Origin of the sequence: Variovorax beijingensis, assembly GCF_007828835.1 — a bacterium.
Classification (GTDB): domain Bacteria; phylum Pseudomonadota; class Gammaproteobacteria; order Burkholderiales; family Burkholderiaceae_C; genus Variovorax; species Variovorax beijingensis_A.
Window position 1 is genome coordinate 805,942 of the sequence record NZ_VIVL01000002.1, and the last position, 21,473, is coordinate 827,414.

At 65.7% G+C, this 21,473-nt stretch carries 20 protein-coding genes and 1 other RNA gene; 17 read left to right on the forward strand and 4 right to left on the reverse strand.

Annotated elements, in window-relative coordinates; genetic code table 11:
- Nucleotides 1-101: 101 nt before the first annotated feature.
- From ubiG to ntrC, 15 genes are all read left to right on the forward strand, one after another.
- Nucleotides 102-830 (forward strand): bifunctional 2-polyprenyl-6-hydroxyphenol methylase/3-demethylubiquinol 3-O-methyltransferase UbiG, encoded by a 729-nt coding sequence (gene ubiG / locus FB547_RS10140; RefSeq protein ID WP_145741805.1) that lies wholly within the window; start codon nucleotides 102-104, stop codon nucleotides 828-830.
- The gene (locus FB547_RS10145; protein ID WP_145741807.1) at nucleotides 827-1,495 is read left to right on the forward strand and encodes an HAD-IA family hydrolase; all 669 of its coding nucleotides are present in this window, start codon (nucleotides 827-829) and stop codon (nucleotides 1,493-1,495) included. Before ubiG ends, FB547_RS10145 begins: the two co-directional genes overlap by 4 nt.
- 12 nt (nucleotides 1,496-1,507) lie before the next feature.
- Nucleotides 1,508-1,892: a transfer-messenger RNA gene (gene ssrA, locus FB547_RS10150) on the forward strand.
- An 81-nt stretch (nucleotides 1,893-1,973) separates the two neighbouring features.
- Nucleotides 1,974-3,629, forward strand: a complete 1,656-nt coding sequence (locus tag FB547_RS10155) for a class I SAM-dependent methyltransferase (protein ID WP_261380252.1) — start codon at nucleotides 1,974-1,976, stop codon at nucleotides 3,627-3,629.
- A 41-nt stretch (nucleotides 3,630-3,670) separates the two neighbouring features.
- Nucleotides 3,671-5,407, forward strand: coding sequence for a gamma-glutamyltransferase (gene ggt / locus FB547_RS10160; RefSeq protein ID WP_145741809.1), 1,737 nt, complete (start codon nucleotides 3,671-3,673; stop codon nucleotides 5,405-5,407).
- Nucleotides 5,408-5,465: 58 nt separating this feature from the next.
- Nucleotides 5,466-6,215: a pseudouridine synthase gene (locus FB547_RS10165; RefSeq protein ID WP_145741811.1), complete on the forward strand. Its 750-nt coding sequence runs from the start codon at nucleotides 5,466-5,468 to the stop codon at nucleotides 6,213-6,215.
- Nucleotides 6,216-6,296: 81 nt separating this feature from the next.
- Nucleotides 6,297-7,304, forward strand: a complete 1,008-nt coding sequence (locus FB547_RS10170) for a YncE family protein (RefSeq protein ID WP_145741812.1) — start codon at nucleotides 6,297-6,299, stop codon at nucleotides 7,302-7,304.
- Nucleotides 7,288-8,103 (forward strand): polysaccharide deacetylase family protein, encoded by an 816-nt coding sequence (locus FB547_RS10175; protein ID WP_145741814.1) that lies wholly within the window; start codon nucleotides 7,288-7,290, stop codon nucleotides 8,101-8,103. The genes FB547_RS10170 and FB547_RS10175 overlap by 17 nt, the downstream gene beginning before the upstream one ends.
- Nucleotides 8,104-8,113: 10 nt before the next feature.
- Nucleotides 8,114-9,088, forward strand: a complete 975-nt coding sequence (locus FB547_RS10180) for a sterol desaturase family protein (protein ID WP_145741815.1) — start codon at nucleotides 8,114-8,116, stop codon at nucleotides 9,086-9,088.
- 38 nt (nucleotides 9,089-9,126) lie between these two features.
- On the forward strand, nucleotides 9,127-10,011 hold the full coding sequence (locus tag FB547_RS10185; RefSeq protein ID WP_145741817.1) for an EI24 domain-containing protein: 885 nt from the start codon (nucleotides 9,127-9,129) through the stop codon (nucleotides 10,009-10,011).
- Nucleotides 10,008-10,808, forward strand: coding sequence for a competence/damage-inducible protein A (locus FB547_RS10190; protein ID WP_145741819.1), 801 nt, complete (start codon nucleotides 10,008-10,010; stop codon nucleotides 10,806-10,808). Before FB547_RS10185 ends, FB547_RS10190 begins: the two co-directional genes overlap by 4 nt.
- A 146-nt stretch (nucleotides 10,809-10,954) precedes the next feature.
- Entirely contained in the window at nucleotides 10,955-12,370 is a 1,416-nt protein-coding gene (gene glnA, locus FB547_RS10195; protein ID WP_012746775.1) for a type I glutamate--ammonia ligase, read from the forward strand.
- A gap of 211 nt (nucleotides 12,371-12,581) precedes the next feature.
- Nucleotides 12,582-13,088: a hypothetical protein gene (locus FB547_RS10200; RefSeq protein ID WP_145741820.1), complete on the forward strand. Its 507-nt coding sequence runs from the start codon at nucleotides 12,582-12,584 to the stop codon at nucleotides 13,086-13,088.
- A gap of 4 nt (nucleotides 13,089-13,092) precedes the next feature.
- Nucleotides 13,093-14,172 (forward strand): nitrogen regulation protein NR(II), encoded by a 1,080-nt coding sequence (gene glnL / locus FB547_RS10205; RefSeq protein WP_145741822.1) that lies wholly within the window; start codon nucleotides 13,093-13,095, stop codon nucleotides 14,170-14,172.
- Between the two features lie 23 nt (nucleotides 14,173-14,195).
- Complete coding sequence (gene ntrC / locus FB547_RS10210) at nucleotides 14,196-15,725, forward strand: nitrogen regulation protein NR(I) (protein ID WP_145741824.1); 1,530 nt, start codon at nucleotides 14,196-14,198, stop codon at nucleotides 15,723-15,725.
- Nucleotides 15,726-15,860: 135 nt separating this feature from the next.
- Here ntrC and FB547_RS10215 read toward each other — a convergent pair whose 3' ends face one another.
- Nucleotides 15,861-16,367 carry a hypothetical protein gene (locus tag FB547_RS10215; RefSeq protein ID WP_261380253.1) on the reverse strand — a complete coding sequence of 169 codons (507 nt, stop codon included), beginning with the start codon at nucleotides 16,365-16,367 and terminating at the stop codon, nucleotides 15,861-15,863.
- A gap of 5 nt (nucleotides 16,368-16,372) precedes the next feature.
- The gene (gene xth, locus FB547_RS10220; RefSeq protein ID WP_145741827.1) at nucleotides 16,373-17,158 is read right to left on the reverse strand and encodes an exodeoxyribonuclease III; all 786 of its coding nucleotides are present in this window, start codon (nucleotides 17,156-17,158) and stop codon (nucleotides 16,373-16,375) included.
- 227 nt (nucleotides 17,159-17,385) lie between these two features.
- On the opposite strand from xth, the gene FB547_RS10225 reads away from it, so the two are divergent.
- Complete coding sequence (locus tag FB547_RS10225; RefSeq protein WP_186454134.1) at nucleotides 17,386-17,601, forward strand: hypothetical protein; 216 nt, start codon at nucleotides 17,386-17,388, stop codon at nucleotides 17,599-17,601.
- Nucleotides 17,602-17,682: 81 nt separating this feature from the next.
- Here FB547_RS10225 and ggt (FB547_RS10230) read toward each other — a convergent pair whose 3' ends face one another.
- Together ggt (FB547_RS10230) and FB547_RS10235 are read right to left on the reverse strand one after the other, a co-directional pair.
- Complete coding sequence (gene ggt, locus FB547_RS10230; RefSeq protein WP_145741829.1) at nucleotides 17,683-19,314, reverse strand: gamma-glutamyltransferase; 1,632 nt, start codon at nucleotides 19,312-19,314, stop codon at nucleotides 17,683-17,685.
- Between the two features lie 94 nt (nucleotides 19,315-19,408).
- Nucleotides 19,409-20,398, reverse strand: coding sequence for a Bug family tripartite tricarboxylate transporter substrate binding protein (locus FB547_RS10235; RefSeq protein WP_145741832.1), 990 nt, complete (start codon nucleotides 20,396-20,398; stop codon nucleotides 19,409-19,411).
- Between the two features lie 102 nt (nucleotides 20,399-20,500).
- Here FB547_RS10235 and FB547_RS10240 point away from each other — a divergent pair, with 102 nt between their 5' ends.
- Nucleotides 20,501-21,469 carry a LysR family transcriptional regulator gene (locus FB547_RS10240; protein ID WP_145741834.1) on the forward strand — a complete coding sequence of 323 codons (969 nt, stop codon included), beginning with the start codon at nucleotides 20,501-20,503 and terminating at the stop codon, nucleotides 21,467-21,469.
- Nucleotides 21,470-21,473: the final 4 nt, after the last annotated feature.

Consider the following 21,473-nt stretch of genomic DNA (forward strand, 5'->3'; position numbering starts at 1 on the left):
CCCGCCTCGGCGGGGTTTTTTTATGCCCACTGAATTTCTTCGGGCGCGGATGGGGTACCCGTGGATGCTCGCCGGCGCATTCTCCGTTTCATAATCACGGCATGACAGATCATGTGAATGCCGACCCGGCGGAACTCGCCAAGTTTTCGGAGCTTGCCCACCGCTGGTGGGATTTGGACAGCGAATTCCGGCCGCTCCATGAAATCAATCCATTGCGACTGGAATGGATTGACGGTATTGCGCCGATTTCGCAGCGCCGGGTGCTCGATATCGGCTGCGGCGGCGGCATTCTGGCCGATTCGATGGCCCGAAAGGGCGCGGACGTGCTTGGCATCGATCTGGCGAGCAAAGCGCTCAAGGTGGCGCGCCTGCATGCCCTCGAAGCCGGAACCCAGGGCGTCAAGTACCGGGAAGTCAGTGCCGAGGCGCTGGCTGCGGAGCAGCCCGGCAGCTTCGACGTCGTCACCTGCATGGAAATGCTGGAGCACGTGCCCGAGCCCGCGTCGATCGTCCAGGCCTGTGCCACGCTCGTCAAGCCGGGTGGCTGGGTGTTCTTTTCCACGATCAACCGCAACCTGAAGTCGTTCATGCTTGCGATCGTCGGTGCCGAATATGTTCTGGGCATGCTGCCGCGCGGCACGCACGAGTACGCGAAGCTGCTGCGTCCCAGCGAACTGGCGGCCCACTGCCGCGCCGCCGGCCTCGACCTGCGGCACACGCGCGGCATGGAACACAACCCGCTGACGCGGCGCTACTGGCTCAGTGCCGACACCAGCGTCAACTACATGTTCGCCACGCAGAAGCCGGCGCTGTCGGGTTCGCAGACGTGACGGCCGCAGCAATCCAGGCCGTGCTGTTCGATCTGGACGGCACGCTGATCGACAGCGCACCCGATCTCGGCGCCGCGGCCGACAAGATGCGCACGGATCGCGGGCTCGAGTCGTACCCCCTGGAGCGCTATCGGTTCATGGCGGGAGCCGGTGCCCGGGGCATGCTCGGTGTGGCTTTCGGCATCACGCCCGAAGCGCCGGAATTTCCTGCGTTGAGGGAAGAGTTCTTCGTCGCCTACGAAAACCGCATGCTGCTCAACACGCAGGTGTTCGACGGGGTGCCATCGCTCATCGATGCCATCCGGGCGCGCGGCCTGGCCTGGGGGGTGGTCACCAACAAGTCGGCACGCTTCACCGATCCGCTGACGCGCGCGATTCCGCTTTTCGACAGTGCCGGCGCGATCGTGAGCGGCGACACCACGCCGTACGCCAAGCCGCACCCCGAGCCCCTGCATGAAGCAGCACGCCGGCTTGGAATTCCATCCAGCGCCTGCATCTACGTGGGGGACGACGAACGCGACATCATCGCGGGCCGGGCCGCGGGCATGCGGACCATCGCGGCTACCTATGGTTACATGGGGCCGCAGGCGGACGCCACCCTCTGGGAGGCCGATGCCGCAATTACTTCGCCCCTGGAGCTCTTGCAATTCCTCAACCCGGCCTAAAATGGTGGGCTTGGGGCTGCACTGGTTTCGACGTGGGTTCGGAGTCGCAGCGGGGCATGTCGAGCTGAATGCGCTCGTAAAACAGATTCAAACAAACTAACTGCAAACGACGAACGTTTCGCACTCGCTGCTTAATTGCCAGTGAGCCTTGCAACAGTTGGCCGATGGGCTGGGCAAGGGGGTCTGGAGCAATCCTGACCTCCCGGCTGCAAGGATAATTACATGGGCTGGCTCCGATCCGGGTACCTTGGGTCGGGGCGAGAAAATAGGGTGCTGGCGTCCGGTTTAGCGTGTGACTGCGCGACTCCGGAAGCGAGACTCAAATCAGATCACTAAACATGTAGAACTGCGCGATGAAGGCTTGCGGACGGGGGTTCAAATCCCCCCAGCTCCACCATCCACCGCAAAAAGCCAGCCTTCGACGGGTTGGCTTTTTTTTGCCCGGCGCGAGGCTATAGTCAGCGGGAGCTGACACACCATGGCCGCTGTTTCTCCTTGGCAAAGGGTGCTGCGGCCGGCCTCGATTCCAAAGGACGCCGTGCCCGATTCACTGACCTCCACGCTCACGAGCTACTACGACGCGGTGCCCTACGAGTCGCACCCTTTCCCGCAAACCGCCGTAGAGCACCTGGAAGCCATTGCCTTTCTGTTCGGCCTCGAAGCACCGGCCCCATCCACCGCGCGCGTGCTGGAACTCGGCTGCGCGGCCGGCGGCAACCTGATTCCGTTTGCGGCGCGCCACCCCGAAGCCAGCGCCCTGGGCCTCGATCTGTCGACGGTGCAGGTCGCGCAGGGCCGCGAGGCCATTGCGCGTGCCGGGCTGTCGAATGTGGAGCTGCGGGCGTTCAATCTGGCCGAGATCGATGCATCGTTCGGCCAGTTCGACTACATCATCTGCCACGGCGTCTACAGCTGGGTGCCGGGGCCGGTGCAGGACGCGATCCTGCGCGTGTGCTCGGAGAATCTGGCACCCGATGGCGTTGCCTATGTCAGCTACAACGTCTACCCCGGCTGGAAGGCGAGGGAGATCGTGCGCGACGCGATGATCCTGCGCGGCGGCCCGCGTGACACGCCGGAGGAAAAGCTGTCCTATGCGCGCGGCATGCTCGAATTTCTCGAGCAGTCGGCGCGACCCGGCAGCGTGCTCGGCAAAACGCTCGAGGAAACGATGCCGATCGTGCGCGGGGCCAACGGCTCCTACCTGCTGCACGAGTTCCTCGAGCCCTGCAACGCACCTTGCTATTTCAAGGAGTTCGTGGCGCGCGCCGAGGCGAATGGCCTCAGCTACCTGGCAGAGGCGGAGCCGTCGACGATGTTCGTCCAGAACTACGGCGAGAAGGTTCGCGAGCCGCTGCTGCGCGAGTGCGGCGGCAGCCAGGTCCTGATGGAGCAGTATCTCGACTTCCTCGTGAATCGCACGTTCCGCCAGACGCTGCTGGTGAAGCAGGGCCGCGCCGGAGACATCCGCTACCGCTTGGACCCAGCCCGCATCAGCGGCTTCGAGTTTGCCGGCGTGTTCTCCGCTGCGGACGGCAGCGCGCTGACGCTCGATGCGCGCGAGCAGCCATGCAATGCGCTGCGCAACCTGACGGTGACGCTGCGGCTGCCGGTGCACAAGGCCCTGGCGCAGGTGCTTGAAGCGCACTACCCGGCCAGCGTGTCATTCGAGCGGCTGGTTGCCGCGGTACTCGCGCTGCTGGGCGAGCCGCGTTCGTCGGTCGAGCCGGCAGTGCTGTCGATGCTCGAGGAACTGGTGATCCTCGGCGCCGTGCGCGTCCGGCGCGCGCCGGTGCACGCCGCCGCGGAGGTCTCTGCCTTGCCGCGGGCGCTGCCGTTGGTGCGCAGTGCGCCCGGCCTGGCGTTGTCGGCCGGAAGCGCGGCGAACGTCTGCAACCAGTGGCACGAACTCGTGGGGCTTTCAGCGCTCGAGCGCTGCCTGTTGCCGCTGCTCGATGGCGCGCATTCGCACGCCATGCTGGCCGACCACCTGGCCAACGAAGTGGATGCCGGCCGCCTGCGCTTCATCCAGAATGACAAGCCGCTGACCGATCCATCCGTCCTGCAGGAATTCGCACGGCAGCAGGTGGTGCTTGGCCTGGCGGCCCTGCGGCGCAAGGCGCTGCTCGTCGCATGACCGTTACCGTTCCCATCGAACTCAAAAGAGGAAATTCACCCATGCAGAACCTCCACTGGACTCCGAACTTGCGCACCGCCGTGGCGGCGGCGCTCCTGCTCGCGGGCGCTAGCGCCTCGAACGCTGCGTCGCAGGCGCCTGTAGCGGCCGAGCACGGCATGGTCGTGAGCGCGCAGCACCTGGCCACCAAGGTCGGCGTCGATGTGCTCAAGCGCGGCGGCAACGCCGTCGATGCGGCGGTGGCCGTGGGCTACGCGCTGGCGGTGGTCTATCCGGCGGCAGGCAACCTGGGCGGCGGCGGCTTCATGACCGTGCAGTTGGCCGATGGCCGCAAGACTTTCCTCGACTTCCGCGAGAAGGCCCCGCTGGCTGCCACGGCCAACATGTACCTCGACAAGGACGGCAACGTCATCAAGGGTTTGAGCACCAACGGCCATCTTGCGGTCGGCGTGCCGGGCACGGTCTCGGGCATGGAATACGCGCGCGAGAAGTACGGCACCATGAAGCGCGACCAGCTGATCGCTCCCTCGATCCAGCTGGCCGAAAAAGGCTTTGCGCTGGAGCAGGGCGACGTCGACATGCTGCGCACCTCCACCAACGACTTCAAGAAAGATGCCGTTTCCGGCGCCATCTTCCTGAACAAGGGCGAGCCCTTCGCGGTCGGCCAGAAGCTGGTGCAGAAAGACCTCGCCAAGACGCTGCGCGCCGTCAGCGCCAAGGGTGTCGACGGGTTCTACAAGGGCTGGGTCGGGCAGGCCATCGTGGCGTCGAGCCAGGCCGGCAAGGGCATCATCACGCAGGCCGATCTCGATCAGTACAAGACGCGCGAATTGGCGCCGGTCGAATGCGACTACCGCGGCTACAAGGTGGTTTCGGCGCCGCCGCCGAGTTCGGGCGGTGTGATCATCTGCGAGATGCTCAACATCCTCGAGGGCTATCCGCTCAAGGACCTGGGCTTTCGCTCCGCCGAGGCGGTGCACTACCAGATCGAGGCCATGCGCCATGCGTACGTGGACCGCAACAGCTACCTGGGCGACCCCGACTTCGTGAAGAACCCGCTCGACCGCCTGCTCGACAAGGGCTACGCCGAGAAGATCCGCGCCGCCATCGACCCGAAGAAGGCCGGCGTCTCCAAGGACATCAAGCCCGGCGTCGCGCCCCACGAAGGCAGCAACACAACGCACTATTCGATCACCGACCAGCAGGGCAACGCGGTTTCGGTCACCTACACGCTCAACGACTGGTTCGGCGCCAAGGTCACGGCCGACAAGACCGGCGTGCTGCTGAACAACGAGATGGACGACTTCACCGCGAAGATCGGCGTGCCCAACATGTACGGCCTGGTGCAGGGCGAGGCCAATGCCATCGCTCCGGGCAAGCGCCCGCTGAGTTCGATGAGCCCGACCATCGTCTCGAAGGATGGCAAGCCGGTGTTCGTGGTCGGCACGCCCGGCGGCAGCCGCATCATCACGGCGGTGCTGCATACCATCCTGAACGTGGTCGACTATGGCATGAACGTGCAGGAAGCCGTGGATTCGCCGCGCTTCCATCAGCAATGGCTGCCTGATGTCACCAACGTCGAAACCTTTGCGCTGAGCCCCGATACCCGCAAGATCCTGACCGACATGGGCCACAACCTGGGCGTGCCCCAACCGGCCAACCACCTCGCAGCGATCATCGTCGGGGCGCCCTCGCTGGGCGGCAAGCCGGTGGGCGCCAACCGCTTCTACGGCGCGAACGATCCGCGCCGCAACACCGGCCTCGCCGCCGGGTACTGATCCTGCAAACTCAGGGGGCGGTCGTGCCACGCCGGCGCGGCCGCCTTTTTCATTTCCCATGCATCTGCAAGACATTCTCTACACCCAGGGCTTCGGCACACGTCGCGTGTGCGCGGGGCTGGTTCAACAAGGCCACGTGACCATCGCGGGCGAGGTGGTGGACGATCCTTTCGCCGACCTCGATCCCGAAGGCCTGCTTTTCACGGTGCAGGGCACCGAGTGGGCGTACCACGAGAAGGCCTACCTGATGCTGCACAAGCCCGCCGGCACCGAGTGCTCGCAGAAGCCTTCGACCTACCCGAGCATCTACACGCTGCTGCCGTCGCCGCTGCGGCTTCGGCCCAACAAGGGCGCGGTGCAGGGCGTGCAGGCCATCGGCCGGCTCGACCAGGACACGACAGGGCTGCTGCTGCTGACGGACGACGGCCAGTTCATCCACAAGATGGGTTCCCCCAAGCACCATGTGCCCAAGGTCTACGAAGTCACGGCCAAGCACCCGGTGGACGCTGTCCAGATCGAAAAGCTGCTGGCCGGCGTGGTGCTCGACGACGATCCGAAGCCGGTGCGCGCGGCGGCCTGCGAGTCCGACAGCCCGCTGCACCTGCGGCTGACGCTGACCGAGGGCAAGTACCATCAAGTCAAGCGCATGCTGGCGGCGGTCGGCAACCGGGTCGAGGGGCTGCACCGTTCCCGCATCGGCGACCTGGCGCTGCCGGGCGACCTGGCGGCCGGCCAGTGGCGCTGGCTCACGGCCGAGCAGGTCGCAGCGCTGCGGGCGCCCGCCAAGCCCCCGAAAGCGCCGAAATAAGGCAAGAAAGCGCGTGGTCCCGGTCAGCCAGTCTTAAGGCGCGGCCGTTAAGATTCCCAGCTCTCTCTCGGAACCTTTCCCTTGCGATTTCCTGCCCGACCGAATGGCCGCTTTCCGGCCTTCCTGTTTTCATGCCTCGCGGTCTGGCTGGCGCAAGCCGCCGCCGCCGCACCGCCTGAAGCCCCGCCGATCTTCGTGCTCAATTCGCTGGACGCGAGCGTCAGCGTGATCAGTCCGACCGACTGGACCGAAAAGCAGCGCATCGCCACCGGCAAGGAGCCGCACCACCTCTACATGACGCCCGACGAAAAGTCGGTCATCGTGGCCAATTCGGCGGGCGATTCGCTCACTTTCCTGAACCCCAGGACGGCCGAGGTGCAGCGCGTGGTCTACGGCATCATCGATCCGTACCAGCTGCAGTTTTCGCGCGACATGAAGTGGTTCGTCACCGCGGGCAACCGCCTGAACCACGTCGACATCTACCGCTGGGATGGCAAGGACCTGAAGCTGGCCAAGCGCATCGCATCGGGCAAGACCCCGAGCCACATCTGGATCGACAACACCAGCACCATCGCCTACGTGACGATGCAGGACAGCGACGAGCTGATCGCCATCGACCTGCCCACCCAGACCGTCCGCTGGCGCGTGGCCACCGGTGCCATGCCGGCCGACATCTTCGGCATCCATAACGACAAGACCCTGCTCGTCGGCCTGACCGGCAGCGATGGCGTGCAGGTGTTCGACGTGGCCGGCGCCGAGCCGAAGCTGGTCGGCAAGATCCCGACCGGCAAGGGCGCCCATGCCTTCCGCTCGGCCGGCGACGGCAAGAGCGTGTTCGTGAGCAACCGGGTGGCCAACACCATCAGCCGGATCGACCTGGCGACGCTGAAGGTCGGCGCGGTCTACCCGGTGCCGGGCGGGCCCGACTGCATGGACGTGTCGGCCGACGGCAAGACGCTGTATGTCACCTCGCGCTGGGCCAAGAAGCTCAGCGTGGTGGACCTGGTGAACAACAAGCTCGTGCGCCAGGTCAACGTCGGCCGCTCGCCGCACGGCGTCTGGACGCTGGACCATGGCAAGCGCACCTAGCCGCAGCGGCCGGGCCGCAGCCCTGCTGGCGATCGCCCTGGCGGCGATGCCGGCTGCCTGGGCGCAGCAGCAAGGCGCTTCCTGCGACAAGCCGGTTTACCTGACCTTCGACACCGGCCACATGGGCGTGGCACCGCTGGTGGCCGACGTGCTCAAGCGCCAGGACGTCCGCGTCACTTTCTTTGCCGCCGCCGAGCGCACCCAGACCGACGGCGACAGCCTCGACAGCCACTGGGCGCCGTGGTGGAAGGCGAGGGCGGCCGAGGGCAACGAATTCGCCTCGCACACCTACGACCACGCATACTGGCGCGGCGACCTCAAGGGCGTGGCGCCGAGCTTCCGCATCAAGCCCACGGCAGGGGCGCTGGCGGGGCGCGAATTCACCTGGAGCGCGGCCGAATACTGCGCCAACATCGGCAAGGCCTCCGATCGGCTGGCTGCCATCACCGGCAAGAAACCGCTGCCGCTGTTCCGTGCACCGGGCGGCAAGACCTCGCCCCGGCTGCTGGCGGCGGCCAAGGCCTGCGGCTTCGAGCATGTGGGATGGTCGCCGGCCGGCTTCCTGGGGGACGAACTGCCGAGCGAGAAGTTCAGCAATGAAAAGCTTCTTTCGCAGGCGCTGGAGAGCATCCGCCCGGGCGACATCCTGCTCGCGCACCTGGGCATCTGGTCGCGCAAGGATCCGTGGGCGCCGGCCAATCTCGAACCGCTGATCGTCGGCCTCAAGGCCAGGGGCTTCTGCTTCGAGACGCTGCGCCAGCATCCGCAGTACCGCGCCTGGATCGCATCCCACCCCTGAGGCTGCCGCCATGACGGATTGGTTGACGGACGCTTTTTCCGCGCTGCAGGGCTGGTTCTTCGAGGCGCTGGTCCAGCCGCTGGTGTTTGCGGTGGGCCTGGGCGGCTGGACCGAGGATGCCTTCGACGCCACCGGCTGGCTGCTGGTCGGGTTGATCCAGGTCGTGGTGCTGCTCGCGGTCATCGGTCCGCTGCAGCGCTGGCGCGCCGTCGAGCCGGTCACCGACCGCCGCGCGATCCGCATCGATGTGCTTTACACGCTGATCCATCGGTTGGGCCTGTTCCGGCTCGCGATGTTCTTCACGCTCGAGCCGCTCTTCGACGAGGCCATCGGCTTCGTGCGTACCGCGGGCTGGGGCACCTTCCACCTCGACGAGGCCTGGCCTGGCGTGACCGACGTGCCGTGGGTGGCCTTTGCGATCTATCTCGTGGTGCTCGACTTCGTGGGCTACTGGATCCACCGCGGCCAGCACCAGTTCAGGTGGTGGTGGGGCCTGCATTCGCTGCACCATTCGCAGCGCCAGATGACGATGTGGAGCGATGACCGCAACCATCTGCTCGACGACATCGTCCACGACACGCTCATCGTCATCGTCGCGCAGTTGATCGGCGTGGCGCCGGGGCAGTTCATTGCGTTCGTGGCGTTCACGCAGCTCAGCGAAAGCCTGCAGCACGCCAACCTCAGGCTCGGTTTCGGCGCCATCGGCGAGCGGCTGTGGATCAGCCCGCGCTTCCACCGGCTGCACCACAGCATCGGGCTGGGCCACGAATCGCGGGGTGCGCATACGCTGGGCGGGTGCAATTTCGGCGTCTTGCTGCCGTGGTGGGACATGCTTTTTCGCACCGCGAACTTCGAGGAGCGCTACGACCCCACCGGCATTCGCGACCAGGTCGAGCCCGGCGCGGACGGCCGCGTGCGCGACTACGGGCGCGGCTTCTGGGCCCAGCAGTGGCTCGGGCTCAAGCGGATGGCCGGCCGCGGCTGAGCGCCGGTCCCGAACCGGCCCGGTTATCCTCGCACCCAATGCGCCTGCTCCTCGATTCCTTCTGGCGCGCGGTCGCCTATTGCATGCTGCCGCGCGTGATCGTGCTGTCGCTGCTGCCGCTGGGCCTGATGGTGCTGCTGGCCGCAGGCTTCGGCTATTTCTACTGGGACGCGACCGTCGCCTGGACCCGCGACGCGCTCGACGCCTGGCCGCTGCTGTCGAGCTTCTGGAGCTGGATCGGGCGGCTCTTCTCGGGCGACGTCACGGCCGTGCTGGCCCCGCTGGTGGTGGTGTTTGCCGCCACGCCGGTGATCGTGGTGGTTTCGCTGCTGATCGTGGCCGGGCTCATGGCGGGCCCGCTCACCGCGCTGGTGGCGCACCGCCGCTTTCCTGCGCTCGAACGCAAGAAAGGCGCGTCCTTCTTCGGCAGCGTTGCGCGCTCGCTCGGCCTGACGCTGCTGGCGTTGCTCGCGCTCGTGGTCTCGATGCCGCTCTGGCTCATTCCGCCGCTCGTGCTGATCCTGCCGCCGCTGATCTGGGGCTGGCTCACCTACCGCGTGATGAGCTTCGACGCGCTGGCCGAGCACGCAAGCCCTGAAGAGCGTGCCGCGCTGCTGCGCGCGCACCGGCTGCCGCTGCTGTGCATCGGGGTGCTGTGCGGCTACCTGGGCGCGGCGCCCAGCATCGTCTGGGCCTCCGGCCTGCTGTTTGCCGCCGCCTTCTTCGTGCTGGTGCCGCTCGCGATCTGGATCTACACGCTGGTGTTTGCGTTCTCGGCGCTCTGGTTCGGCCATTACTGCCTCGATGCCCTGGCGCAATTGCGCGCGCAGCGCGGCGCCTCCGACGCTCCATCCGGCCCAACCGACGGCCTACCCGCGGCCGAGGCCGATCAGGCCCTTCTCTCCCATTGGAAATCCCCATGACCCGCGCATTCGGTCTGATCGTCGTCGGCGACGAAATCCTTTCCGGCAAGCGTGCCGACAAGCACATGCCCAAGGTCATCGAACTGCTCGCCGCGCGCGGCCTGCAACTCGGCTGGGCCGAATACGTGGGCGACGTGCCCGCGCGCATCACCACCGCGCTCGGCCGCGCCTTCGGCTCGGGCGACATCGTCTTCTCGACCGGCGGCATCGGCGCCACGCCGGACGACCACACGCGGCAATGCGCCGCGCAGGCCCTGGGGGTGCCGCTGGAGCTGCATCCCGAGGCGGAACTGCTGATCCGCGAGCGCATGCAGGACACCGCGCGCGAGCAGGGCATTGCCTACGAGCCCGACCGGCCCGACAACATTCACCGCCTCAACATGGGTGTGTTCCCGAAGGGCGCCACGATCATCCGCAACCCGTACAACAAGATTCCGGGTTTCAGCGTCGAGCACGTCCATTTCGTGCCGGGCTTTCCGGTGATGGCCTGGCCCATGATCGAGTCGGTGCTCGACAGCCGCTATGCGCACATGTTTTCCAGCGGCAAGTCGGCCGAGAAGTCGGTCATCGTCTTTGGCGCCATGGAAGCAACGCTCACCCCGCTGATGCAGGCGATCGAAGCGGCGCATGCCGGCATCAAGGTGTTCAGCCTGCCGAGCGTCGACCATCCGCAGTACGGCCGCCACATCGAACTCGGCGTGAAGGGCGATCCAGTTCACCTGGATGCCGCCTACGCGCAACTGATCGAGGGCCTGCACGCCTATGATGCGAGGCTTGGCCCGGAATTGGTGCGATAGTTTTTATTGCACCAATTTGGTGACTTTTCGCCTTTTTTTGGGGTTTGCGGCCGCTGCGGAAGGCTCTCGACGAGCGGCGACAATGGCATAGAAACTGCATCCTCCGTCCCTGTATTCCTAACCACCATCCAACTCAGGAGAAACTGATGGCAAAGACCGTCGCCGATGTACTCAAGCTCGTCAAGGAAAACGAGGTCAAGTTCATCGACTTCCGCTTCACCGACACCCGCGGCAAAGAGCAGCACGTGACCGTGCCCGTCTCGGCTTTCGATGAAGACAAATTCACTTCGGGCCATGCTTTCGACGGCTCGTCCATCGCTGGCTGGAAGGGAATCGAGGCTTCGGACATGCAGCTCATGCCCGACCCGAACACCGCCAACATCGATCCCTTCTTCGAAGAAACGACGCTGATCCTGACCTGCGACGTGATCGACCCCGCCGACGGCAAGGCCTACGAGCGCGATCCGCGTTCGCTCGCCAAGCGTGCTGAGGCCTACATGAAGGCCTCGGGCCTGGGCGACACCGCCTACTTCGGTCCGGAACCCGAATTCTTCGTGTTCGACGGCGTGCGCTGGAAGAACGACATGTCGGGCTGCTTCGTGAAGATCGACTCCGAAGAAGCCTCGTGGAACACCGACAAGGAATACGAGCACGGCAACACCGGCCACCGTCCCGCGGTCAAGGGCGGCTACTTCCCGGTTCCCCCGGTCGACAGCTTCCAGGACATGCGCTCGGAAATGTGCCTGGTGCTCGAATCGCTCGGCATCCCGGTCGAAGTGCATCATCATGAAGTGGCCAATGCCGGCCAGATGGAACTGGGCACCAAGTTCAGCACGCTGGTGCAGCGCGCCGACTGGGTCCAGCTGCAGAAGTACGTGATCCACAACGTGGCCCACGCCTACGGCAAGACCGCCACCTTCATGCCCAAGCCCATCGTCGGCGACAACGGCTCGGGCATGCACGTGCACCAGTCGGTCTGGAAGGACGGCAAGAACCTGTTCGCAGGCGACGGCTATGCAGGCCTGTCGGACTTCGCGCTGCACTACATCGGCGGCATCATCAAGCACGCCCGGGCCCTGAACGCCATCACGAACCCCGGCACCAACAGCTACAAGCGCCTGGTGCCCGGCTTCGAAGCCCCGGTGAAGCTGGCCTACTCGGCCAAGAACCGCTCGGCCTCGATCCGCATCCCGTTCGTGGCCAACCCGAAGGGCCGCCGCGTCGAAGCACGCTTCCCCGATCCGCTGATGAACCCGTACCTCGGTTTCGCAGCGCTCCTGATGGCCGGCCTCGACGGCGTGGAAAACAAGATCCACCCGGGCGAAGCTGCCAGCAAGGACCTCTACCACCTGCCGCCGGAAGAAGACGCGCTGATCCCGACCGTGTGCCACAGCCTCGACCAAGCCCTGGAATACCTCGACAAGGACCGTGCGTTCCTGACCAAGGGCGGCGTGTTCACCGATGCCTACATCGATGCCTACATCGAACTGAAGATGCAGGAAGTCACGCGCTTCCGCATGGCGACCCATCCGGTCGAGTTCGACATGTACTACTCGCTGTAATTGGCCCACCCCCGAAGCGGCGCACTTCGTGTCGCCGCCTCCCCCTCGAGGGGGCAACACCGGCGGCCCGGCAGAGCCGGTTTCGCGGTGTTGCTGGAATGAACTCGAAAAGGACGGCTTGCCCGTCCTTTTTGCTTGGCGCGGAACATCTTGTCACCAGTGGCGTCGAATTGCAGGAAAATGCACCTTTGTCGCGCCAAGATCGATTCTCATGAAGACTGCTTCTCTCATTTTCCTGGCCGGTTCATTGCTGGCCGCCTTGCCCGTGCTCGCCCAGGAGCGCGTGTGGCGCTGCGGCAATGAATACACCAACAACTCGACCATCGCCCAGCAAAAGGGCTGCAAGGTCATGGAAGGCGGCAACGTCACGGTGGTGCAGGGCACCAAGCCATCGGGCGGTGGTTCGGCCGGCGGCAACTCGGCGCCGGCAGCTTCCCGTGCGCCCGCGGGCAGTCCGCGCGTCGAGGGCGTCGACCAGCGCGCACGCGACGGTGAAGCCCGCTCGGTGCTCGAAGCCGAACTCAAGAAGGCCGAGGCCCGCCAGGCGGAGCTCAAGAAGGAATACAACAACGGCGAGCCCGAGAAGCAGGGCAGCGAAGGCCGCAACTACCAGAAGTACCTCGACCGCGTGGCTGAAATGAAAGCCGAACTGGCGCGCAACGAGAGCGACATCGCGGGCATCCGCCGCGAACTCGGCCGCCTGCCGGCCAAGCAGTAGGGCCATGGCGTTCGGGAAGAAGGCGTCCGGCGCCACTCCGCGCTTTCAGTCCTTCGACCTGCTGTCCACGCTGATTGCGGTGGTCAGCACCAACGGTTCGGTGCTGTTTGCCAACGCCGCCCTCGAAGACGCGCTGGGCACGTCGCGCCGCACGCTCGAAGGCTCTCAGTTCGGTGCCTGCTTTCACGAGCCGCACGTGCTTCGCACCGCCATCGACGGGGCGCGCAGCAACGACTTCGCCACGCTGCGTTATGAAGCCTTCCTGCGCCGCGTCAACCACGAGCTGATGCCGGTGCAAGTCACGCTGGCGCAGGGCGACAAGCCGGGCGAGCTCATCATCGAGATGTCGCCGCTCGAGCAGCAGGTGCGCCAGGACCGCGAGGAACGCCTGCTCGACCAGGCGCAGGCCAACAAGGAACTCATCCGCAATCTCGCGCACGAGATCAAGAACCCGCTCGGCGGCATTCGCGGCGCGGCGCAGTTGCTGCAGATGGAGGTCGAGTCGCGCGACCTCATCGAATACACGCAGGTCATCATCCACGAGGCCGACCGGCTGCAGACGCTGGTCGACCGGCTGCTGGCACCGCATCGACGCCCGCACGTGGTGGGCGACGTGAACATCCACGAAGTCTGCGAGCGCGTGCGCTCGGTCATTCTTGCGGAGTTCCCGCGCGACCTGCACATCGAGCGCGACTTCGACGTGTCGATCCCCGAATTCCGCGGCGACCGCGAGCAGCTCATCCAGGCCACGCTCAACATCGTGCACAACGCGGCGCAGGCGCTGGCCGAGCGCCGCGCCGCGGGCGATGCGCAGATCACTTTCAAGACCCGCATCGCCAGGCAGGTGATATTCAACAAGCAGTGGTATCGATTGGCACTGGAATTGCATGTCATCGACAATGGACCGGGTGTGCCGGACACGATCAAGGACCGTATCTTCTATCCGCTCGTCTCGGGCAGGGAAGGCGGGACAGGGCTTGGATTGACGCTTGCACAAACTTTCGTGCAACAGCATCACGGCGTGATCGAGTGCGACAGCGTCCCGGGCCGAACCGATTTCAAGATATTGATTCCGCTGCCCTAGCAGCCACGGCAACAAGGAGATGCATGAAGCCGATCTGGATAGTTGATGACGACCAATCGATCCGCTTCGTGCTGGAGAAGGCCCTTTTGCGCGAAGACCTGCCCACGCGCAGCTTCACCAACGCGCGCGAGGTGCTGGCCGCCCTCGAACTCGCCGACGACGACGAACAGCAGGGCCCCCAGGTCCTGGTGAGCGACATCCGCATGCCTGGCGGTTCCGGGCTCGATCTGCTCGACAAGATCAAGGCCAAGCACCCCGGCCTGCCGGTCATCATCATGACGGCGTTTTCGGACCTCGACAGCGCCGTTTCGGCGTTTCAGGGTGGTGCCTTCGAATACCTGCCCAAGCCCTTCGACCTGCCGCGCGCCGTCGAGCTGATCCGCCGCGCCGTGGATGAAAGCCAGCGCGAGGAAGTGGCCGAGGAGCGCATGGTCGCCGCGCCCGAAATGCTGGGCCAGGCGCCCGCCATGCAGGACGTGTTCCGCGCCATCGGCCGGCTCTCGCAAAGCAACGTCACGGTGCTCATCACCGGCGAATCGGGCTCGGGCAAGGAACTGGTGGCGCGCGCGCTGCACAAGCACTCGCCGCGTGCCAACGGTCCCTTCGTGGCCATCAACACCGCGGCCATTCCCAAGGACCTGCTCGAGAGCGAACTCTTCGGCCACGAGCGCGGTGCCTTTACCGGCGCGCAGACCATGCGGCGCGGGCGCTTCGAACAGGCCGAGGGCGGCACGCTCTTCCTCGACGAGATCGGCGACATGCCCTTCGACCTGCAGACGCGCCTGCTGCGCGTGCTGAGCGACGGGCACTTCTACCGCGTGGGCGGCCACAACTCGGTCAAGGCCAACGTGCGCGTGATCGCGGCCACGCACCAGGACCTCGAGCAACGCGTGAAGCTCGGCGGCTTTCGCGAAGACCTGTTCCACCGCCTCAACGTGATTCGCCTGCGGCTGCCGGCGCTGCGCGAGCGCGGCGAAGACGTGCCGGCGCTCACGCGCCACTTCCTGCAGGTGAGCGCGCGCCAGCTCGGCGTGGAGCCCAAGCGCATTTCCGATGCGGCGCTGGCCAAGCTGGCTTCGTTCAGCTTTCCGGGCAACGTGCGCCAGCTCGAGAACATCTGCCATTGGCTGACCGTGATGGCGCCGGCCCAACTGATCGAGGCCAAGGACCTGCCGCCCGAGGTCATGGCCGCGCCCGCCGGCGCGCCGGCACAGGCCACAGAAACGAGCGCCGCGGCGGCACCCGTGCAAGCCGCGGTGCAGCCATCGCCCGGGCTCGAGCGCGAAGCGGCACCGGCGAGCGGCGCTGCACCCGAAGCCACTGAAGGCCTGGTGGGCGCAAGCAGCTGGGAGAGCGGCCTGGAGATCGAAGCTCAGGCGCTGCTCGCGGCCGGGCGCACCGACGTCTGGGATGTGCTGTCGCGCCGCTTCGAGTCGCGGCTGATCCTCACGGCGCTGGCCAACACCCGCGGCCGCCGGATCGAAGCCGCTCAGAAGCTGGGCATCGGCCGCAACACCATCACCCGCAAGATCCAGGAACTGGGAATCGAGTAAGCCGCCTTGTAAAGAGAGCGCGGCTGTCTCCCTTCCAGAAACACCGCGGAACCGGCTTTGCCGGGCCGCTGGTGTTGCCCCCGGCAGGGGGTGGCGTAGCGACACGAAGTGCGCGAAGACTGGGGGCGAGCTTATTCACCGGCTGCGCTGGCCCAGTGTCAGCGAGTCAAGCTGGAAGTTGCCGCTCTTGTCCCAGAGCCAGGTGTCCACATACGTGTGACCGCCCAAGCGCCCCGGGCTCGGCAGCGGGGACGCCGCCTTGATGAGCTCCGCAATCTTGCCCGGCACCTCGGGCGCATGGCTCGGCACGCGACTGAACGTGACGTTCTTGACGTTGCCTTCGGCATCGAGGTCGGTCTCGACCACCACCACCGCATAGACCAGAGGGGGAATCTTTCCCTTGTAGATGCGCTGCGGATAGGCCTTGTAGATCTGGCGCGCGCCGGTCTTGCGGTAGGCCCGCACGGCAGGCGTCTGCGCGGTGATCAGTCGCACGGTGGGCACGTCGCCCCTTGTGCCGGGCGCCTCGTCGGTGGCGGAGGTGGGCGACTTGCCGTCGTCGGCCTTGTCCGCGGGCTTGAACGCGGAACAGGCAGCGAGCGCGAGCGCCGCTGCGATGATCGTGAGGGTGCGGATGGTCATGGTCATCAAATCCCCTGGTCGAGATCGAGCACCACCGGTGCGTGGTCGCTCGGCTTTTCCCACTTGCGCGGCACGCGGTCGATGATGCAGCCCTTGGCGCGCGGCACCAGCGGCTCGCTCACCAGGATGTGGTCGATGCGCAGGCCGCGGTTCTTCTGGTAGCCCAGCATGCGGTAGTCCCACCACGAAAAGCTTTTTTCGGGCTGCTCGAAGAGGCGGAAGCTGTCGACCAGGCCCAGCTGGAGCAGTGCCTTGAAATGCTCGCGCTCCTCGGTCGTGTGATGGATGGTTTCGGCCAGGCCCACGGGGTCGAAGCTGTCGCGGTCTTCCGGCGCGATGTTGAAGTCGCCCAGAAGCACAAGGTTTGGATGGGCCGCCATTTCCGCACGCAGCCATTCGCGCAACGCGCGCAGCCAGCCCATCTTGTATTCGAACTTGTCGGTGCCCGGCGCCTGCCCGTTGACGAAGTAGCCGTTCACGATGCGCAGCGGACCCGCGGGCGTCTCGACCGTGGCCGCGATCACACGCGACTGGTCGTCGGTGAAGCCGCCGATGTTCCGCGCCACGTCGCGCATCGGCGCGAGGCTCAGGATGGCGACGCCGTTGTAGGTTTTCTGGCCGAACACGGCGGCCTCATAGCCGGCCGACTTGAGCACGTCGAGCGGGAACTTGTCGTCGCTCATCTTGAGCTCCTGCAGGCACAGCACGTCGACCGGGTTGGCGATCAGCCAATCGAGCACATGCTGCAGGCGGGCAGTGAGGGAGTTGACGTTCCAGGTAGCTATTTTCATGAATTATTCTAAGCTGTTGATTCTGAAAGGATTTTTTGTTTATTTTTGGCGCTGGACTCGGCTTGTACGCGGTGGCATACCCATTTTGTGCCTCACTGTCCTTCGCCACCAGGTCAGAGTTAGCCAGCTTAGCAAAAGCCTTCGAATCTCCCCTGGCCCCCAGGGTAGCGGACGCAGCGGCAGTTTGGGGATAACTGGGGTCAGCATTGGGTGCTACAGGCGCTGAGATGCTGAAGGCCTCCGTTCTCGCGGGCCTGGCGGGGGTCCAAGAAGCGGCGATTCGGCCTGTGGCGGACGTGCGGGTGTTGACGCCCGAGGAGGGCTTCCCGAAGTTGCCTTCGTCCGAGATGTGGCCGGAGCGGGCGAACCGTGAGTTGCCAAGAGCGGCCAAGTGCCTGTACGAGTTTCTGGTGGAGCAGCTACCTCCATGGGTGGCTGAATGACCGTTCGCTCGTGCCCTTGAGGTGGAATCAGCGGCTCTTCAATCCCCTCCAGCGCCCCAACAATAGTTCGGACCGGGCCGATCAGTGCGCAGGATCCATGCGCAGCCGGTACGCCACACCATCGCGGCCGGGGTCGGCGCCGCCGTGCAGGCCATCGGCCTGTACCTGCACGCCGTGCACCCAGCCGATGGTGTAGTTGTACGGGTTGCGGCCAATGGCATAGCCCTGTGCTTCCAGCGCGCGCGTGGTGGAGCGCGGAATGCGATTGCACACGTCGATGGAGTTGCTGGTGGACGAGAAGCGAGGCGCCGACACGGCGGTCTGCATCTCCATGCCGTGGTCGATCACGTTGAGCAGCACCTGCAGCACGCCCATGGCGATCTGCGTGCCACCGGGGGCGCCGAGCACCACGTCGAGCTCGCCGTCCTTGAAGGTCATGGTGGGACAGGACGAGGTGAAGCGGCTCTTGCCTGGCTGGATGCTGCCTGCACGGCCCGGGCGCGGGTCGAACACGCCCATGCAGCCGTTGTACAGGAAGCCCATGCCCGGGGTGATGATGCCCGAGGGCATGGCCAGCGAGTGGGTCAGGGAGACGGCGTTGCCGTCGGCGTCCACCACGCTCAGGTGGGTGGTGTCGCGCGGCACGGGCGCGCCGGGGTTCACGCGCTCCACGTTGAAGCGATGGCCACCGCGGATCTGCTCGGCCACTTCGCGGGCCGTGTCCTTGGACAGCAACCGATCCAGCGGCACGTCGAAGAATTTCGGGTCGCCGATGCAGCAGTCCTTGTCGATCGTCGCCTTTTTCATGGCCTCGCACACCCTCTGCAGGTAGGCGGGGCTGTTGTGCTCCAGGCTCGCCAGATCGAAGTGCTCGAGGATGTTGAGCATCTCCAGCAGCATGGCGCCGCCGCCCGGGGGCTGGTTGGTGGCGATGGTGCGGTCGCGGTAGCGGCCCACCAGCGGCGGGTTGCGCTGCACCTGGTATCGGGCCAGGTCGTCGAGCGTGATCAGCGCGCCCAGCGACTGCAGGTGCGCCGCCATCTTTTGCGCCAGATCGCCCTGGTAGAACGGGTGCGCGCCTTCTTCGGCAATCTGGCGCAGCACGGCGGCCATGCCTTCGTTGCGCACCGGCGCACCGATGGGCTTGGGACGGCCGTCGGGGCGGCAGTACAGCTGGCGGCTGTCCTCGCAGTACTGCAGTCGCTCCAGGTTGCCGACGCGGCCCATGCTGGGCTCGTCGATCCAGAAGGCGTGCATGCCGGGGCGGACAAAGTAGCCGTCCGCGGCCCAGCGAATCGCCGGCTCCACCACCTGCCGCCACGGCAGGCGGCCGTGCGCCTGGTGCATGGCCTCCAGGCCCTTGAGCGTGGCCGGCGTGCCGATGGACTGGGGACCGATGTCGTTGACGCGCCCCTTGAGGATGAAGCCGAAGCCGTCCCTGGTTTCGCCCTCCAACAGGCGCTCCCACATGTCTTCTCTGGCCGCCAGCGGCGCGGGCGAGTGAAAGTCGAAATACTCGTGCACCTGGGCGCCGGGTAGGTACACGGCGGCGGTGCCAAAACCTGCGATGCCGCACATCAGCGGATCGACCACCGTTTGCGCCAGCGCGGTGGCCACGGCGGCATCCACCGCGTTGCCGCCTGCGCGCAGGATGTCAATGCCGGATTCGGCGGCCTCCGGCTGTGGACAGACCACCATTGCTTCTTTTTTCATGACTTTGTGCTGACGAACTCCTTGCTGCATCGGCGATACCGCAAGGGGTGAAGATGGGGAAAAAAAGGAAGCGGCGCTTGCGCAGGTCGCCGGCTCACTTGGCGCTGAGATTCAGCGCCCCGAGCGTGGGCCCCCAGGCCTTGGCGTCGCGCGCCGCCGTTTCCATGACCAGCGCGGAAGGGCCGGACATGGGAATCACGCCCATGCTCTTGAGCTTGGCCTGAACGTCGGGGCTTTTGTGGAAGGCAGCCGTTGCCTTGTTGAGCTTTTCCACGATGTCGGGCGGCGTGCCGGCGCGTGCCACCACGGCACTCCAGCCCATGTTGTCAAAGCCCTTCACACCCAACTCGCCCAGCGTGGGCACGTCGGGCAGTTCGGGGGTGCGCTGCGGCGACAACACCGCCAGCGGATTGAGCTTGTGGTTCTTGATGTGGGGCAGGGCGGTGCCATACACCGGTGCCATCACTTCGGTCTGCCCGCCGATAGTGGCCAGGATGCCGTCGGCCTCCCCCTTGTAGGGGATGTGGGTCATCGAAATGCCCAGGGCGTTGGACACGAGCTCGACCGCCAGATGGGTCGAGTTGCCCAGGCCGGCAGAGGCGAAGTTCAGCTTGCCGGGCGCCGCCTTGGCTTTTTCCGTCAGGTCCTTGAGCGTCTTGATGCCCGTGGCCGGGTTGGCGGACAGCACGAACGGCACCGTGGTCAGCATGGTCACGCCAACAAAATCCTTCTCGGGGTTGTAGGGCAGCGGCTTGTAGGTGAATTGGTTGAGCACCATCAGCGACACGCTGCCCAATAGCAGGGTGTAGCCGTCGGCGGGCGCATTCAGCGCGCTCTGTGCGGCAATGAGGCCGCCCGCACCGGGCTTGTTCTCCACCACGATGGTGGCGCCAATGGCCTTGCCTGCGTGTTCGGCCCACATGCGTGCGATCGTGTCGCTGCTGCCGCCCGGGGCCTGCGATACGACGAGGCGCACAGGCCGGCTGGGGTAGGAGGAGGCTTGCGCGTACGCGGCGGTGGCCGTGGCGGCCGCGACCGCGGCGCCCATCAGGATCTTGCAGACGTTCGTGATTGCTTTGGGCACAGGGATTCCTCTGAGGGTCCGACATAAAAGATGAAGTAATTTTCATGACAACCCTGCTATCCGCCTAGTGAAAATGCAAAATGGAACTATGAAAATCTACTCATGATTGAACGTTCAGAAGGCCTTTCCTGGGCGCGAGGCATCAAGGTCCGGCATCTGGAATCCTTTCTGGTGCTGGACGAGGCGGGCACGCTGACCGAGGCGGCGGCGCGGCTGCACATGACGCAATCTGCCATGTCGCACTGGCTGGCAGAACTGGAACGCGTGGCGGGCACGCCGCTGATGGTGCGCGGGCGCAAGGTGCAGCTGACGCCTGCGGGGCATCTGCTCAAGCGGCTGGCCATCACCGTGCTGGGAGATATCGTCCGCACTGGCCGCGAGATGCATGCGGTGGCTGCGGGACGCGTGCCGCGTCTGAACGTGGGCAGCGTCTGGGCAGGCATCGCCGGCGGCCTGCCCGAAGCCGTGACCGCGTTCCAGCAGCGCCATGCCGATGTGGCCGTGTCGATTCACGACGGGCTGTTCGACGACCTGCTCAAGGGCCTGGACACGCGTGCCATGGACGCCGTGATCGGCGTTCTGGATGCAAGGGCGCACCAGCCGCAGCTGGCGCATCACGTGCTTTTCGACGACCAGGTGAGCATCGTCATCGGCCAGGGCAGCAAGCACTGGGACAGCGACCAGCCGCTGGGCTTTGCCGACGTCCTGCGGGAGAAATGGGTGATGCCGCCCCTTGGCACGCTCACTCGCATCCAGATGGATGCCTATCTCATCGAGCAACAAGCATCGTGGCTGGTGCCTAAGGCAGAAACCGCCTCGCTGGCCATGATGCAGGCACTGCTGCAAAAGGGCGACTATGTCGGCGTGTGTGCGCAATCCATGGCGGACTACATGGCCTCGCTGGGGCTGTTCAGGAAGATCGCCATTGATTCGAACATCCGCTTCGGCCCGATCACCGTGGTGTGGAACCGCGAACACGTCTCGGCCACTCTCATGGATTTCATCGCCTGCCTGAAGGCGCATGCGCGGAGCTTGCCTGCCGCGCCCGTGCAGACGCCGCCCCGCGCTTAGCCTC

What these genes read in the sequence shown, in the direction of transcription:
- ubiG (WP_145741805.1), top strand. Translation starts at nt 102, where the DNA reads ATGACAGATCATGTGAATGCCGACCCGGCGGAACTCGCCAAGTTTTCG.
- FB547_RS10155 (WP_261380252.1), top strand. Translation starts at nt 1,974, where the DNA reads ATGGCCGCTGTTTCTCCTTGGCAAAGGGTGCTGCGGCCGGCCTCGATT.
- ggt (WP_145741809.1), top strand. Translation starts at nt 3,671, where the DNA reads ATGCAGAACCTCCACTGGACTCCGAACTTGCGCACCGCCGTGGCGGCG.
- FB547_RS10165 (WP_145741811.1), top strand. Translation starts at nt 5,466, where the DNA reads ATGCATCTGCAAGACATTCTCTACACCCAGGGCTTCGGCACACGTCGC.
- FB547_RS10175 (WP_145741814.1), top strand. Translation starts at nt 7,288, where the DNA reads ATGGCAAGCGCACCTAGCCGCAGCGGCCGGGCCGCAGCCCTGCTGGCG.
- FB547_RS10180 (WP_145741815.1), top strand. Translation starts at nt 8,114, where the DNA reads ATGACGGATTGGTTGACGGACGCTTTTTCCGCGCTGCAGGGCTGGTTC.
- FB547_RS10185 (WP_145741817.1), top strand. Translation starts at nt 9,127, where the DNA reads ATGCGCCTGCTCCTCGATTCCTTCTGGCGCGCGGTCGCCTATTGCATG.
- FB547_RS10190 (WP_145741819.1), top strand. Translation starts at nt 10,008, where the DNA reads ATGACCCGCGCATTCGGTCTGATCGTCGTCGGCGACGAAATCCTTTCC.
- glnA (WP_012746775.1), top strand. Translation starts at nt 10,955, where the DNA reads ATGGCAAAGACCGTCGCCGATGTACTCAAGCTCGTCAAGGAAAACGAG.
- FB547_RS10200 (WP_145741820.1), top strand. Translation starts at nt 12,582, where the DNA reads ATGAAGACTGCTTCTCTCATTTTCCTGGCCGGTTCATTGCTGGCCGCC.
- glnL (WP_145741822.1), top strand. Translation starts at nt 13,093, where the DNA reads ATGGCGTTCGGGAAGAAGGCGTCCGGCGCCACTCCGCGCTTTCAGTCC.
- ntrC (WP_145741824.1), top strand. Translation starts at nt 14,196, where the DNA reads ATGAAGCCGATCTGGATAGTTGATGACGACCAATCGATCCGCTTCGTG.
- FB547_RS10215 (WP_261380253.1), bottom strand. Translation starts at nt 16,367, where the DNA reads ATGACCATCCGCACCCTCACGATCATCGCAGCGGCGCTCGCGCTCGCT.
- xth (WP_145741827.1), bottom strand. Translation starts at nt 17,158, where the DNA reads ATGAAAATAGCTACCTGGAACGTCAACTCCCTCACTGCCCGCCTGCAG.
- FB547_RS10225 (WP_186454134.1), top strand. Translation starts at nt 17,386, where the DNA reads ATGCTGAAGGCCTCCGTTCTCGCGGGCCTGGCGGGGGTCCAAGAAGCG.
- ggt (WP_145741829.1), bottom strand. Translation starts at nt 19,314, where the DNA reads ATGAAAAAAGAAGCAATGGTGGTCTGTCCACAGCCGGAGGCCGCCGAA.
- FB547_RS10240 (WP_145741834.1), top strand. Translation starts at nt 20,501, where the DNA reads ATGATTGAACGTTCAGAAGGCCTTTCCTGGGCGCGAGGCATCAAGGTC.